At 72.1% G+C, this 13,335-nt stretch carries 14 protein-coding genes; 5 read left to right on the top strand and 9 right to left on the bottom strand.

Annotation, left to right across the window (positions count from 1 at the left end; genetic code table 11):
- The first annotated feature begins 128 nt into the window (after nt 1-128).
- The 3 genes from GV155_RS06285 to GV155_RS06280 all read left to right on the top strand — a co-directional run bounded on the left by GV155_RS06285 (nt 129) and on the right by GV155_RS06280 (nt 4,763).
- Nucleotides 129-3,848 (top strand): multifunctional oxoglutarate decarboxylase/oxoglutarate dehydrogenase thiamine pyrophosphate-binding subunit/dihydrolipoyllysine-residue succinyltransferase subunit, encoded by a 3,720-nt coding sequence (locus GV155_RS06285; protein WP_160006260.1) that lies wholly within the window; start codon nt 129-131, stop codon nt 3,846-3,848.
- Nucleotides 3,849-3,964: 116 nt separating this feature from the next.
- Nucleotides 3,965-4,141, top strand: coding sequence for a DUF6104 family protein (locus tag GV155_RS20415; protein WP_201300081.1), 177 nt, complete (start codon nt 3,965-3,967; stop codon nt 4,139-4,141).
- 4 nt (nt 4,142-4,145) lie between these two features.
- Complete coding sequence (locus tag GV155_RS06280) at nt 4,146-4,763, top strand: acetoacetate decarboxylase (protein WP_160006258.1); 618 nt, start codon at nt 4,146-4,148, stop codon at nt 4,761-4,763.
- 97 nt (nt 4,764-4,860) lie between these two features.
- Here GV155_RS06280 and GV155_RS06275 read toward each other — a convergent pair whose 3' ends face one another.
- From GV155_RS06275 to GV155_RS06265, 3 genes are all read right to left on the bottom strand, one after another.
- Nucleotides 4,861-5,067 (bottom strand): hypothetical protein, encoded by a 207-nt coding sequence (locus tag GV155_RS06275; RefSeq protein WP_160006256.1) that lies wholly within the window; start codon nt 5,065-5,067, stop codon nt 4,861-4,863.
- Nucleotides 5,068-5,091: 24 nt separating this feature from the next.
- A complete protein-coding gene (locus tag GV155_RS06270; protein WP_160006254.1) occupies nt 5,092-6,237 on the bottom strand; it encodes a fatty acid desaturase family protein in 1,146 nt (381 codons plus the stop codon).
- A gap of 88 nt (nt 6,238-6,325) precedes the next feature.
- Entirely contained in the window at nt 6,326-7,441 is a 1,116-nt protein-coding gene (locus tag GV155_RS06265) for a ferredoxin reductase (RefSeq protein WP_160006252.1), read from the bottom strand.
- 110 nt (nt 7,442-7,551) lie between these two features.
- Here GV155_RS06265 and GV155_RS06260 point away from each other — a divergent pair, with 110 nt between their 5' ends.
- Nucleotides 7,552-8,202 (top strand): TetR family transcriptional regulator, encoded by a 651-nt coding sequence (locus GV155_RS06260; protein WP_160006250.1) that lies wholly within the window; start codon nt 7,552-7,554, stop codon nt 8,200-8,202.
- 66 nt (nt 8,203-8,268) lie between these two features.
- On the opposite strand, the gene GV155_RS06255 is transcribed toward GV155_RS06260, so the two are convergent.
- The 6 genes from GV155_RS06255 to GV155_RS06230 all read right to left on the bottom strand — a co-directional run bounded on the left by GV155_RS06255 (nt 8,269) and on the right by GV155_RS06230 (nt 12,754).
- Complete coding sequence (locus GV155_RS06255) at nt 8,269-8,874, bottom strand: hypothetical protein (protein WP_160006248.1); 606 nt, start codon at nt 8,872-8,874, stop codon at nt 8,269-8,271.
- Complete coding sequence (locus GV155_RS06250) at nt 8,871-9,437, bottom strand: RNA polymerase sigma factor (RefSeq protein WP_160006246.1); 567 nt, start codon at nt 9,435-9,437, stop codon at nt 8,871-8,873. The genes GV155_RS06255 and GV155_RS06250 overlap by 4 nt, the downstream gene beginning before the upstream one ends.
- Nucleotides 9,438-9,483: 46 nt before the next feature.
- Nucleotides 9,484-10,158, bottom strand: coding sequence for an SDR family oxidoreductase (locus GV155_RS06245; protein ID WP_160006244.1), 675 nt, complete (start codon nt 10,156-10,158; stop codon nt 9,484-9,486).
- Nucleotides 10,155-11,123, bottom strand: coding sequence for a zinc-binding dehydrogenase (locus GV155_RS06240; RefSeq protein ID WP_160006242.1), 969 nt, complete (start codon nt 11,121-11,123; stop codon nt 10,155-10,157). The genes GV155_RS06245 and GV155_RS06240 overlap by 4 nt, the downstream gene beginning before the upstream one ends.
- 65 nt (nt 11,124-11,188) lie before the next feature.
- The gene (locus GV155_RS06235) at nt 11,189-12,373 is read right to left on the bottom strand and encodes an NAD(P)-dependent malic enzyme (protein ID WP_201300080.1); all 1,185 of its coding nucleotides are present in this window, start codon (nt 12,371-12,373) and stop codon (nt 11,189-11,191) included.
- An 81-nt stretch (nt 12,374-12,454) separates the two neighbouring features.
- A complete protein-coding gene (locus GV155_RS06230; protein ID WP_268892578.1) occupies nt 12,455-12,754 on the bottom strand; it encodes a S26 family signal peptidase in 300 nt (99 codons plus the stop codon).
- A gap of 132 nt (nt 12,755-12,886) precedes the next feature.
- On the opposite strand from GV155_RS06230, the gene sodN reads away from it, so the two are divergent.
- Nucleotides 12,887-13,288, top strand: a complete 402-nt coding sequence (sodN, locus tag GV155_RS06225; RefSeq protein WP_160006238.1) for a superoxide dismutase, Ni — start codon at nt 12,887-12,889, stop codon at nt 13,286-13,288.
- The last annotated feature ends 47 nt before the right edge of the window (nt 13,289-13,335 follow it).

The following is a 13,335-nucleotide window of genomic DNA, read 5'->3' as shown; positions in this document are numbered from 1 at the left end:
AAGTGCTCGGACATTCGGGGTCCAGGGTGCCCGACGCCACAGCCGCCCCCGCGCATTTGGACAGCGGGGGGACTAGCCTGGGTCGCGATCATCACACCGCGCGCTCACTGGAAGAGGCGAAGCAAGTCGTGCCGCAGTCGTCTGGCAGCTCAACCCCCCAACCGTCCACCTCCGACTTCGGAGCCAACGAGTGGCTCGTGGAGGAGATGAGGGAGCGGTTCGACAAGGACCCCTCCAGCCTCGACGACGAGTGGCGCTCGTTCTTCTCCGACGGACCCGGCGCCGCCGCGTCGACGTCGAACGGCAGCGCCGGCAACGGAGCGGCCGCACCGGCCGCCAAGCCCGCCCCGGCCGCCAAGCCTGCGCCGAAGGCCGCGCCTGCGCCCGCGCCGAAGGCCGAGCAGAAGGCGCCCGCCGCGAAGCCCGCCGCCAAGCCCGCCGCCAAGCCCGCCGCCAAGCCCGCTGCCAAGCCCGCGGCGAAGGACGAGCCGGCCGAGAAGCCGGCCGAGCCGACCTACACGGTGCTGCGCGGGATCCCGGCCGCGACGGTCAAGAACATGGACGCCTCGCTGACCGTGCCGACCGCCACCTCGGTGCGCACGGTCCCGGTCAAGCTGCTGTGGGACAACCGCACCGTCATCAACAACCACCTCGCCCGCGCCCGCGGCGGCAAGGTGTCCTTCACCCACCTCATCGGCTACGCGATCGTGCGGGCGCTGGGCGAGATGCCCTCGATGAACAGCTCGTACGCCGAGGTCGACGGCAAGCCCAACCTGGTGACCCCGCCGCACGTGAACCTCGGCCTCGCGGTCGACCAGCAGAAGCCCGACGGCACCCGCCAGCTGGTCGTGCCCTCGATCAAGCACGGCGAGACGATGGACTTCGCAGGCTTCTGGACCGCCTACGAGGAGATCGTGCGCAAGGCGCGCGACAACAAGCTCACGATGGACGACTACTCGGGCACGACGGTCAGCCTGACCAACGTCGGCGGCCTGGGCACCAACCACCCGGTCCCCCGCCTGATGCCGGGCCAGGCCGCGATCTTCGGCGTCGGCGCGATGGACTACCCCGCCGAGTGGCAGGGCGCGTCGGCCGACGCGATCGCCCGCAACGGCATCAGCAAGGTCATGACGCTGACCTCGACCTACGACCACCGCGTCATCCAGGGCGCGCAGTCCGGGGAGTTCCTGCGCCGCCTGCACCAGCTGATGCTGGGCGAGGACGGGTTCTACGACGACATCTTCCGGTCGCTGCGGATCCCCTACGAGCCGATCCGCTGGAGCAACGACATCGCGACGTCGCACGACGACGAGATCTCCAAGCAGGCCCGGATCCTCGAGCTGATCCACGCCTACCGCGTGCGCGGCCACATGATGGCCGACACCGACCCGTTGGAGTACCGCCAGCGCACGCACCCCGACCTCGAGATCGAGACCCACGGGCTGACCCTGTGGGACCTCGACCGGGAGTTCGCCACCGGCGCCTTCGGCGGCAGCGCACGGCCGTTCATGAAGCTGCGCAGCGTGCTGGGCATCCTGCGCGACTCGTACTGCCGCACCACCGGCATCGAGTACATGCACATCATGGATCCCGAGCAGCGCCGCTGGATCCAGGAGCGCGTCGAGCGCCCGCACAGCAAGACCCCGCGCGAGGAGCAGCTGCGGATCATGCTGAAGCTGAACCAGGCCGAGGCGTTCGAGACCTTCCTCCAGACCAAGTTCGTGGGCCAGAAGCGGTTCAGCCTCGAGGGCGCGGAGACCACCGTCCCGGTGCTCGACGAGATCTGCGAGGCCGCCGCCGGCGCCGGTCTCGACGAGGTCGCCATCGGGATGGCCCACCGCGGCCGGCTCAACGTGCTCGCCAACATCGTGGGCAAGAAGTACTCGCAGATCTTCCGCGAGTTCGAGGGCAACATCGACCCGCGCACCGTGCAGGGCTCGGGCGACGTGAAGTACCACCTCGGCGCCGAGGGGGTCTTCGAGTCCGACAAGGGCGACCACGTCAAGGTCTCGGTCGCGGCCAACCCCTCGCACCTCGAGGCCGTCGACCCCGTGCTCGAGGGCATCGCGCGGGCCAAGCAGGACGTGCTCGACCGCGGCGCGGACTACCCCGTGCTGCCGCTGCTGGTGCACGGCGACGCGGCCTTCGCCGGCCAGGGCGTCGTCGCGGAGACGCTGAACCTGTCCCAGCTGCGCGGCTACCGCACCGGCGGGACGATCCACCTGGTCGTCAACAACCAGGTCGGCTTCACCACCTCCCCCGGCTCGTCGCGCTCCTCGCTGTACTGCACCGACGTGGCCCGGATGGTCCAGGCGCCGATCTTCCACGTCAACGGTGACGACCCCGAGGCCTGCATCCGCGTGTCCCAGCTGGCCTTCGAGTACCGCCAGGCGTTCAACAAGGACGTCGTGATCGACCTCGTCTGCTACCGCCGGCGCGGGCACAACGAGGGCGACGACCCCTCGTACACCCAGCCGCTGATGTACGACCTGATCGAGAAGAAGCGTTCGGTGCGCAAGCTCTACACCGAGTCCCTGATCGGGCGCGGCGACATCACCGTCGAGGAGGCCGAGCAGGTCCTGCGCGACTACCAGCAACAGCTGGAGCGGGTGTTCACCGAGGTCCGCGACGCCAGCAACCAGCCCAGCGAGTGGACCACGGTCCCGGACTACCCGGACAAGCCCGCGGGCGAGACGCGTACCGCGATCTCGATGGAGGCGCTGAAGCGGATCGCGGACGCCTACGTGTCCCCGCCCGCCGGCTTCACGGTGCACCCCAAGGTGATGCCGCAGCTGCAGCGTCGCGCGCAGGCGATCACGAGCGGCCCGATCGACTGGGGCTCCGGCGAGGTCCTCGCCTTCGGGTCCCTGCTGATGGACGGCCGCCCGGTGCGCCTGGCCGGGCAGGACTCGCGCCGCGGCACCTTCGTGAGCCGGTTCGCCACCATGATCGACCGGCGCAACGCCGACGAGTGGACCCCGCTGTCGGCGCTGACCGAGGACCAGGGCAAGTTCTTCGTCTACGACTCGCTGCTCTCCGAGTACGCCGCCCTCGGCTTCGAGTACGGCTACTCCGTGGCCCGTCCCGAGGCGCTCGTGCTCTGGGAGGCGCAGTTCGGCGACTTCGTCAACGGCGCCCAGACCGTGATCGACGAGTTCATCTCCGCCGGCGAGACCAAGTGGAACCAGCAGTCGGGCGTCGTCCTGCTGCTCCCCCACGGGTACGAGGGCCAGGGCCCCGACCACTCCTCGGCCCGGATCGAGCGGTTCCTGACGATGGCCGCCGACGAGGCGTTCGTCGTCGCGCAGCCCTCGACGCCGGCGTCGTACTTCCACCTGCTGCGTCGCCACTCCCTCGGGGAGCGGCACCGTCCGATGATCGTCTTCACGCCGAAGTCGATGCTGCGGCGCAAGGAGGCGGCCTCGCAGCCGCACGAGTTCACCGAGGGCACCTTCCGCCCGTTCATCGGCGACGACCACGCCGACCAGGACAAGGTGGACACGCTGCTGATCTGCTCGGGCCGCATCACCTGGGACCTCCACGTCGCCCGCGACAAGGCCGAGGACGGCGAGCGCTTCGCCATCGCCCGTGTCGAGCAGCTCTACCCGCGCCCGGTCGACGCGATCAAGGACGAGATCGCGCGCTACCCGCACCTGAAGAAGGTGCGGTGGGTCCAGGACGAGCCGCAGAACATGGGCCCGTGGCCGCACTACCAGCTCAACGTGTGGCCCGACGTCGATGCGGAGGTGGAGCCGGTCACCCGGGTGGCCTCCTCCTCGCCGTCGGTCGGCACCGCCAAGCGCCACCAGGACGAGCAGAAGGACCTGCTGGCGAGGGCTTTCTCCTGACCGCGGCGGAGCCGCCGGTCAGGTAGGAAAGCCGGTCGAGCAGGCGCGCGGGCGAGCCTGCGAGGCCGCGACCGCCCTGACGAGACCCAGTGACCCGACGTGGAGGAGCAGCACGGATGTACTTCACCGACCGCGGAATCGAGGAGCTGCAGCGACGCCGGGGTGACGAGGAGGTCACCCTGGCGTGGCTGGGCGAGCGGCTGCAGGAGTTCACCGACACCCACCCCGAGCACGAGGCGGCGGTGGAGCGGTTCGCGACCTGGCTCGCACGCCTCGACGACCCCGAGGACTGACCGCGTGTCGTCGGCACCGGACGGGCCGCCCTACCCCGACGCGCCGTGGCACCTGCACGGCTCGATGTGGGTGAGCCTGTTCTGGCTGCCGCGGGCAGCCGAGGGCGCCGGGGGCGTGCGCCCGCGAGGGCTGTGGGGCGCCGCGTGGGTCGACTACGCCGACCCCAGCCCGCTGACCTACCGCGAGCTGCTGGTCGCCCGTCCGGTACGCCGGGGCGCCGCCGTCCGGGTCGAGATCACCGACATCTGGGTCGACTCCCCCGCCTCCCGCGACGGCGGCCGGGCGCTGTGGGCGATCCCGAAGGGGTTGGGGACCTTCACCACCCCCGCCTCCCCCACCGGCGGCACCTGGTCCGCGGAGGTCGGCGCGGTGCCCACGGCGAGCACGACGGTCGCCGAACGGGGCCGCGGCGGCCCCCGGGTGCCGCTGCGGTTCACCACCGACCAGCCGGCGGTGCCCGAGACCGACGGCCCGCGGGTCACCCCCGTCTCCGGGAGCGCCCGGGTACGCCCGCTGCGGGCGCGCTGGCAGCTCGGACCCGACGGCCCGCTGTCCTGGCTGGCCGCCGCCCGCCCGCTCGGCTCCGTACGCCTGGAGGCGTTCCGCCTTCGCTTCGGCTGAGGCCCTCCGCCCCCGCCGACTGCCCGGGACGTCATATGAGCCGCACCCGGGCTGGGGTGCGGCTCGTATGACGTCTGGGCGGTGACCCGCCCGGGACTCAGTCCTCGCCGTGCTCCCGGGTGGCCCGCCGGGCCGCGTCGCGGATCTCGAACAGGTCGGTGGCCAGCCCGCCGACGGTGGTGGCGACGTCCTTGACCGCGCCAGTGATGATCGTGGCGACGTGGCCGACGGCTCCGGCGGTGGCCTCGGCACCCGACTGGAGGGCGTCCTTGGCGATCTCGCCCTTGCTCAGGTGGTCCGGCATGACCTCAGTGTCCCGTCTGCGGCGTCAGGCCGCCACCGTGGGTTCGGTCACGACCTCGACGGGCTCGACGACGTCGTCCTGCGGAGCCTTCCTCCGGTCCGGCAGCGCCATCCGGCAGATCTTGCGGGCCACGCTGAACAGCTGCTTGCCGAGCGGGCCGGCGTTGTAGTCCAGGTCGTAGCGCTCGCAGATCTCGCGGACCTCCTCGGCGATCTGCGGGTAGCGGCGCGCCGGCAGGTCGGGGAAGAGGTGGTGCTCGATCTGGTGCGACAGGTTGCCGGTCAGCAGGTGGAAGACCTTGCCGCCGGTGATGTTGGCCGAGCCGAGGAGCTGGCGGTAGTACCAGTGGCCGCGGGTCTCGTCCTCGCACTCCTCGATGCTGAAGGTCGCGACGCCGGCCGGGAAGTGCCCGCAGAAGATGATGTTGAACGCCCAGACGTTGCGCACTAGGTTGGCCACGGCGTTGCCGGCGAAGGTCAGCGGGAACAGCGGTCCGGTCAGTGCCGGGAACAGCAGGTAGTCCTTGACGGCCTGGCGGCGCATCTTGCGCAGCAGCCCCGGGTAGAGCGGCTTGTTGTCCTCCAGGCTCCGCCCGCCCGAGACCAGGTTCTCGACCTCGAGGTCGTGCATGGCCACGCCCCACTCGAAGAACACCATCAGCAGGAGCGCGTAGACCGGGTTGCCCAGGTAGTACGGGTGCCACGGCTGGTCCTCGTCCATCCGGAGCACGCCGTACCCGATGTCGCGGTCCTTGCCGACGATGTTGGTGTACGTGTGGTGGATGAAGTTGTGGGAGTTCTTCCACTGGTCGCTGGGGCAGACGTTGTCCCACTCGTACATCCGCGAGTTCAGGCCGGGGTCGCCCATCCAGTCGTACTGGCCGTGCATGACGTTGTGGCCGATCTCCATGTTGTCGAGGATCTTGGAGATGCTCAGCGACGCCACGGCCAGCGGCCAGGCCGGCGGGAGGTAGAACAGCGCGCGCCCGGCGATCTCGAAGCCGCGCTGGGCCTTGACGACCTTGCGGATGTAGGCGGCGTCCTCCTCGCCGAGGTCGGCCAGGATCCGCTGGCGGATCGCGTCCAGCTCCTCGCCGAGGCGCTCGAGCTGCTCGGCGGTCAGCCGCTTCGTCCCGGCGGCCTCCTCGGCGGTGGGCTGCGGGTTCGTCATGGTCATGGTCATGGTGGTCGTCCCTTCTCGGACGGTGCGGTTCAGGAAGGTGCGGTTCAGGGCGTGCGGGAGGGTGCGCGGAGGTGGCTCAGAGGTCGACGGTGCAGTCGCCGACCGGGGCCGAGACGCAGACGCGGATCTCCTCGTCGGGCAGGGAGGACTCGTCGCCGCTGACGACGTGGCGCACGGTGCCCTCGTCCTTGCGGCTCACGCAGGTGAAGCAGATCCCCATCCGGCACCCGGACTCCGGGCGCAGGCCCAGCGCCTCGGCCTGCACCAGCAGGCTCTCGCCGGTGTTGGGGGCGGTACGGCCGGAGCGGGCGAAGGTGATCTCGCCGCCGGCCTCGCCGCCGCCGGTGCGCGGGGGCTTGAAGTACTCGACGTGCAGCGCCTCGGAGCCGTCGTACGCCCCGTGCACCGCCTCGATCAGCGGAGCCGGGCCGCAGGCCCACGTCGGCACCTCGCGGTAGCCGGGCACGAGCCGCTCGAGCCACGCCGGCGAGAGGGCCGGGTCACCGAGCTCGGGGTGCAGCAGGTGCAGGTCGATGCCGTGGCCCGAGGCGGCCACGTCGGCCAGCTCCGCGGCGTAGATCTGGTGCTCGGGACTCTGGGCGTAGTGGATGAAGGTGACCCGGCCGCGGTGCGTCCGGCGCTGCAGCGACCGCAGCATCGACATCACCGGAGTGATCCCGGAGCCGCCGGAGATCATCACGACGTGCTCGGGGACGCGGTCGGGCAGGACGAAGTCGCCCTGCGCCTGCGACAGGTGCACGGTGCTGCCGATCGCGGCGCGGCCGGTCAGGTAGCGCGACACGACGCCGTCGGGGTTGGCGCGCATGGTGACGGTGAAGCGGTCCCCGGGCCGCGAGTCCGGGCTGGAGACGGTGAAGACCCGGGTCGTACGCCGGGCTCCGTCGACCTCGACGCCGAGCTGGACGTGCTGGCCGGCGCGGTGGCCCTGCCAGGTCGAGGTCGGCTCGAGGGTCAGGGTGGCGACGGGCGGGTGCCCGGGCACGTCGACCTCGCGGTGCACGTCGGCGATTCGGGCGCGCACCTCGTGCGCGGCCCACATCGGGTTGACCAGCTCGAGGTAGCGGTCGACGCCGTGCGGCTGGGTCAGCGCCGCCATCGTGCGCGAGCGCAGCACCCGCTGGGCGAGGCTGCCGAGCGGGGCGGTGGTCGTGCCGGTGGTCGTGGTGCTCATCGTCTGCTCCCATTGAGTGTACGGATGTGCACTCATCAATATGGTCGGGTCGGGGCCGACCGTCAACCGCCGCGACGCGTGACGCCGCGCACGCACGTAGGATGAGGGTCATGGTGCTGACGTCCGAGAACCCGGGCCCGCGGCCCGAGTCACGGGCCGAGCGCAAGGAGCAGACCCGTCGCGCCATCCTCGACGCGGCCCTCCGGCTCTGCGAGGGCAGCAGCCTGGTGGCGCTGTCCCTGCGCCAGGTGGCCAAGGAGGTGGGCATCGTGCCCACCGGGTTCTACCGGCACTTCGAGTCGATCGAGGCCCTCGGGCTGGCGCTGGTCGAGGAGTCGTTCGTGTCGCTGCGCGAGATGCTGCGCGACGTCCGCCTGCACGACCCCGCCTACGACGACCTGATCGACAGCTCGATCGACGTCCTCATCGCCCACGTGCACGCCCAGCAGGCCCACTTCGCCTTCATCGCCCGCGAGCGCGAGGCCGGGCCGCCCGCGGTGCGCGAGGCGATCGCGCGCAGCATCGAGCTGTTCGAGCGCGAGCTGGCCAGCGACCTGCAGCGCCTGCCCGGGACCGACGCCTGGACCACCGAGGACCTCCGGATCCTGTCCAACCTCTTCGTGACCGCCCTCGTGGCCACCGCCGTCGCCGTGCTGCACGCCGGCGAGGAGCCGGAGGAGGAGAAGCGGCTGGTCGAGTCGGCCCGCACCCAGCTGCGGATGGTGCTCGTCGGCGCGTTGAGCTGGCGCTCCGAGCGCTAGCCCAGATGACGCTCGCGGACAGCCGAGGTGACGCTCGCGGCGCGTCGAGATGACGGTTGCGGACACTCAGAGCGACGAGTCGTTCGGCTCGGGCTCGCACGGCGCAACCAGGCCCCGGGCGATGCCGACCTCGCCGTAGGTGCCGCCCATGTCCTCGATGCCGTTCTCGTCCACTCCTCCCGGGGACGATGTCGAGGCAGCGATCACCACGGTCCGCCCCTCGACCACGTCCCGGCGGTCCAGCACCACCCGTATGCCGCCCGAGCCGACCTCGAAGGTCGTCCGGCTGCCCGGCGCTGACGGCGCGTCCCGGTACCGGTCGTCCTGGCACCGGAGGTCCGTTCCGAGGTACTGGACATCAGCAGCCACGCCCTCGTCCTCGAGGGCCCGCTCCAACCCGGCAGCATCCTCGAGCCGGTCGATCTCGACCTCGATCGTCCCGCCGGGACCGTCTCCCACGGCGTACGCCGGGCTGGGGCCCAGGAGGGCGGGCACCGCGACGGCGGTGGCCACGACGGCCGCGGCGGCCGCCAGGGCGGCGGCGAGCCGCCGGGGCCCGAGGCCCGGCCTGTCGCTGCCAGGGACCGCAGCACCCGCTGCTGCGCGCTCCGCGACCTCGGCTCGCAGGTTGGCGAGCAGTCTGCTCTCGAAGCTGTCCAGATCTGTCGTCACGGTGCTACCTCCTCGGTGGGTCGGGTCAGGGCGGGCAGGGAGGCCGCCAGTCGGCGGCGTCCCCGGTGCAGGCGGACGCGGGCGTTGCCGACGGTGATCCCGAGGACGTCCGCGGCGTCGGAGAGGTCGAGCCCGTCGACGAGGACCAGCTCGACCACGGCGCGCAGGCCCTCGGGGAGGCGAGACACCTGCTCGTGCACGCGACGGCCGTCGCGCTCGGCGTCGAGACGCTCGGTGGCACGTTCCACGGCGTCGGGCTCGAGGTCGCGACGGGTCCCCCAGCGCTGGGCGGACTCCCGCTGCCGCCGGGCCCGCCGGTGCTCCCCGGCCACCACGTGACGGGCGATGCCGAACAACCATGCCCGCGGCGCCCCGCGACTCGGGTCGTACCCGGCTGCGGCGTCGATCACCGCCAAGAACACCTGGGTCGTCAGGTCCGCAGCGGTGTGGGGGTCCCCCACCCGTCGCGCGACGAAACGCTGCACCGCTTCGACGTGCTCTCGGTAGAACGCCTCGAGGAGGTCGGGGTCGCGGCCGATGCCGGTCAGGTCGTCGCTGTCCACACCCGTCCTTGTCACCGGGACCCGTCGGCGTTACACCCGGTCCAGGTCACACCGGCTTGACGACCAGCTCGGGCACCTCGGCGTCGCGGGGGAGGTCGAGCACGTGCAGCACGAGGTCGGCGACGGTCCCTGGCTGGATCCAGTCCGAGGCGTCGTACGCCTTGCCCTCCTGGGCGTGCACCGTCTCCTGCATGGCGGTCGCGGTGCGTCCGGGGAAGACCGAGGTCACCCGGAGGTCCGGCTCCTCCGCGCGCAGGCTGTCGGCGAGGGCACGCAGGCCGTGCTTGGAGGCCGCGTACGCCGCCCACTGCGGGTTGGCGCGCAGGCCGGCGCCCGAGTTGACCAGGACGACCGTGCCGCGCGCGGTGCGCAGCGCCGGGAGCGCGACCCGGGTCAGCACCGCCGGGGCGACGAGGTTGACCGCGAGCTGCTCGGTCCAGGCCGAGGCCGGCAGGTCGGCGACCGCGCCGAGCTCGACGACCCCGGCGGCGTGCACGACGGAGTCGAGCCGCGGGGGCAGCCGGTCCCCCAGCGCCTCGACGCTCGCGGCGTCGGCGAGGTCGGCCACCAGCGTGGTGACCCCACCCAGGTCGGCCGCCATCTCCGCCGCGCGCTCCTCGGAGCGGGCCACCGCCAGCACCTCGTCGCCCCGGGCCAGGAGCCGCTCGGCCAGGACGCGGCCGATGCCCGACCCGGCGCCGGTGAGCAGGTGGGTGCTCACCGGGTGAGGACCACCTTGCCGAACAGGTCGCCCTCGAGCATCGCGGCGAAGCCGTCGCGGGCCTGGTCCATCGGCAGCTCGCGGTCGATCAGCGGGCGGGTGCCGGTGGCGTCGAGCATGGTCACCAGCGCGGCGAGCTCCTCGCGGGTACCCATCGTCGAGCCGATCACGCTGAGCTGGAGGAAGAAGATCCGGGTCAGCTCGGCGTCGTCGAGCTTGGGGCCGGAGGTGGTGCCGGAGGTGATCAGGCGTCCTCCCGGGCGGAGCGAGCGGATCGAGTGCGACCACGTCGCCTTGCCGACGGTCTCGATGACCGCGTCCACCTTGCCCGGCAGCCGGGCGCCCGACTCGAAGACCTCGTGGGCGCCGATCTCGAGCGCGCGGGCCCGCTTGGCCTCGTCGCGGCTGGTGGCCAGGACCCGCAGGCCGGCCGCGCGGGCCAGGGTGATCGCGGCGGTCGCGACCCCGCCGCCCGCACCCTGCACCAGCACGGTCTCCCCCGCGCGCAGCTCGCCGCGGGTGAAGAGCATCCGGTAGGCGGTCAGCCAGGCGGTGGGCAGGCAGGCGGCCTCCGCGAAGGACAGGGAGGCCGGCTTCGGGACGACGTTGGCGCGCGGCACCGCCACCCGCTCGGCCATCGCGCCCTGGTGGCGCTCGCTGAGCAGCGAGCGGCGCGGGTCGAAGGTCTCGTCACCCCGCCAGGACGGGTCGCTGACCACGCCGTGCACGACGACCTCGTTGCCGTCCTCGTCGAGGCCGGCGGCGTCGGTGCCGAGGATCATCGGCAGCTGTTCCGCCTTGAGCCCGACCCCGCGCAGCGAGAACAGGTCGTGGTGGTTCAGCGAGGCGGCCTTGACGGTGATCGTGGTCCACCCGTCGGGGACCTCGGGCTCGGGCCGCTCACCCAGCACCAGGCCGGACAGCGGGTCGTCGGAGGAGAAGGACTCGGCGTAGACGGCGAACATGGCCGCGAACCTACTACCGCTCGGCCCGCCGCCGGGACCCCCGGCCCGGCTGGCGGGCACCCGGGTCAGCGCCGCGCGACACCCTCGTCACGTGCGGCCTGGGCCACGGCCTGGGCCACGGCCGGGCCGACGCGGGGGTCGAACGGCGAGGGGATGATCAGGTCCTCGGACAGGTCGTCGCCGACCAGCTCGGCGAGGGCCTGCGCGGCCGCCAGCTTCATCCCCTCGGTGATCGCGGTGGCGCGCACGTCGAAGGCCCCGCGGAAGATCCCGGGGAAGGCCAGCACGTTGTTGATCTGGTTCGGGAAGTCCGAGCGTCCGGTGGCCACCACCCGGGCGTGCCGGCGCGCCACCTCGGGGTGCACCTCGGGCGTGGGGTTGGCCAGACCGAAGATGATCGCGTCCGAGGCCATCGCGGCGACGTCCTCCTCCGGGACGGTGCCGCCGGAGACGCCGATGTAGGCGTCCGCCCCGACGAGGGCCTCGGCCAGGGTGCCGGTACGCCCGGTGCGGTCGGCGGTCATCTCCGCGAGGGCCTTCTTGACCGGGGTGAGGTCGCCGCGCTGCGAGCTCAGCACGCCCTTGCGGTCGGTGACCACGAGGTCGGTGATGCCGGCCTCGATCAGGATCTTGGCGACGGCGACCCCGGCGGCGCCGGCCCCCGAGATCACCACGCGCGTCGTCGCGAAGGTGCGGTGCGTCAGCTTCAGGGCGTTGGTCAGCGCGGCCAGCGCGACCACCGCGGTGCCGTGCTGGTCGTCGTGGAAGACCGGGATGTCGAGGCTGGCCTTGAGCCGGTCCTCGATCTCGAAGCAGCGCGGCGCCGAGATGTCCTCGAGGTTGATCCCGCCGAAGCTCGGGGCCAGCCTCTCGACGGTGGCGATGATCTCCTCCACGTCGGTGGTGTCCAGGCAGATGGGGACACCGTCGACACCGCCGAACTGCTTGAACAGCACCGCCTTGCCCTCCATCACCGGCATCGCGGCGGCGGGGCCGATGTCACCGAGGCCGAGGACCGCGGTGCCGTCGCTGACGATGGCCACCGTGTTCGGGACCCACGTGTAGTGCTGCGTCATCGACGGGTCGGCCGCGATCGCCTCGCAGACCAGGGCGACCCCGGGGGTGTAGGCCATCGAGAGCTCCTCCGGCCCGTTCAGCGGGACCCGGGAGACCGTCTCGAGCTTGCCGCCGACGTGCAGGTCGAAGACCGGGTCGCCGGCGAAGGGGTGCGAGGAGGGGGTGTCGGTCACGGTCGGTGAGTCTGGCACAACGGTCACCGGCGCCACAGGGCTCGTCGTCACGTGTGGACACCGCGCCTGCCGAGACGTGCGTCACACCCGTCGGGGGTACGGCCACAGCCGGGCCCGCACCACCCCGAGCACGTCGTGCGCCGCGACGGGGCCGCGGTGCCGCGAGTCGACTCCTGCGTCCGGGTCGTCGCTGAGCAGCCACCAGCCCGGGCCGCCGGCCCTCGTCGTACGCCGGTCGACGGCGCGCTTGACCACGACCGTGCCGTCGGGGAACCGCGCGACGACCACGTCGCCGGGACGGGGCGCGGCGCCGTACCGCACCAGCAGCCGGTCCCCCGGGGCGAGGGACGGTGCCATCGACCGGCCTCGGACCCGGGCCACACCCCAAGGGGCGTGGCGCCCCGGGGTGCCCCCGCGCCTAGTTTCAGGGTCCCGTGCCCTTCCCCCGACGCCTGCCACGCGCAGTAGTCTCGCAGGGCACGGACCACCTGACGTACCCCTGAGAGGACCCGCATGCTCGCGAAGCTCTTCGCCCCCACCATCGAGGTCTCGGCCCACTGCGACCTGCCCTGCGGCGTCTACGACCCCGCCCAGGCCCGCATCGAGGCCGAGTCGATCAAGGGCATCATCGCCAAGGTCGCCGACAACGACGACCCCGACTTCCGCACCCGCGCCATCCTGATCAAGGAGCAGCGCGCCGAGCTGGTCAAGCACCACCTGTGGGTGCTGTGGACCGACTACTTCAAGCCCCCTCACTTCGAGAAGTACCCGCAGCTGCACCAGCTGACCAACGAGGCCACCAAGCTCGCCGGCGCCACCGGCGCCAAGGGCTCGCTGGACGCCGACGTGGCCGACCAGCTGCTGGCCAAGATCGACGAGATCGCCGAGATCTTCTGGGAGACCAAGAAGGCCTGACGCACCACCGGCGGGGTCACCTCGCCGTACGCCGCCCTCCCTGCCAC

Origin of the sequence: Nocardioides sp. AX2bis (genome assembly GCF_902506435.1) — a bacterium.
Taxonomy (GTDB): Bacteria; Actinomycetota; Actinomycetes; order Propionibacteriales; family Nocardioidaceae; genus Nocardioides.
Note: the sequence above shows the minus strand (reverse complement) of the source record. Positions and strands in the feature narration are given on the sequence as shown.

Coding starts and splice junctions, on each gene's coding strand:
- GV155_RS06270 (WP_160006254.1), bottom strand. CDS start 6,237: ATGACGAACCCGCAGCCCACCGCCGAGGAGGCCGCCGGGACGAAGCGG.
- GV155_RS20415 (WP_201300081.1), top strand. CDS start 3,965: ATGTACTTCACCGACCGCGGAATCGAGGAGCTGCAGCGACGCCGGGGT.
- sodN (WP_160006238.1), top strand. CDS start 12,887: ATGCTCGCGAAGCTCTTCGCCCCCACCATCGAGGTCTCGGCCCACTGC.
- GV155_RS06265 (WP_160006252.1), bottom strand. CDS start 7,441: ATGAGCACCACGACCACCGGCACGACCACCGCCCCGCTCGGCAGCCTC.
- GV155_RS06275 (WP_160006256.1), bottom strand. CDS start 5,067: ATGCCGGACCACCTGAGCAAGGGCGAGATCGCCAAGGACGCCCTCCAG.
- GV155_RS06240 (WP_160006242.1), bottom strand. CDS start 11,123: ATGTTCGCCGTCTACGCCGAGTCCTTCTCCTCCGACGACCCGCTGTCC.
- GV155_RS06260 (WP_160006250.1), top strand. CDS start 7,552: ATGGTGCTGACGTCCGAGAACCCGGGCCCGCGGCCCGAGTCACGGGCC.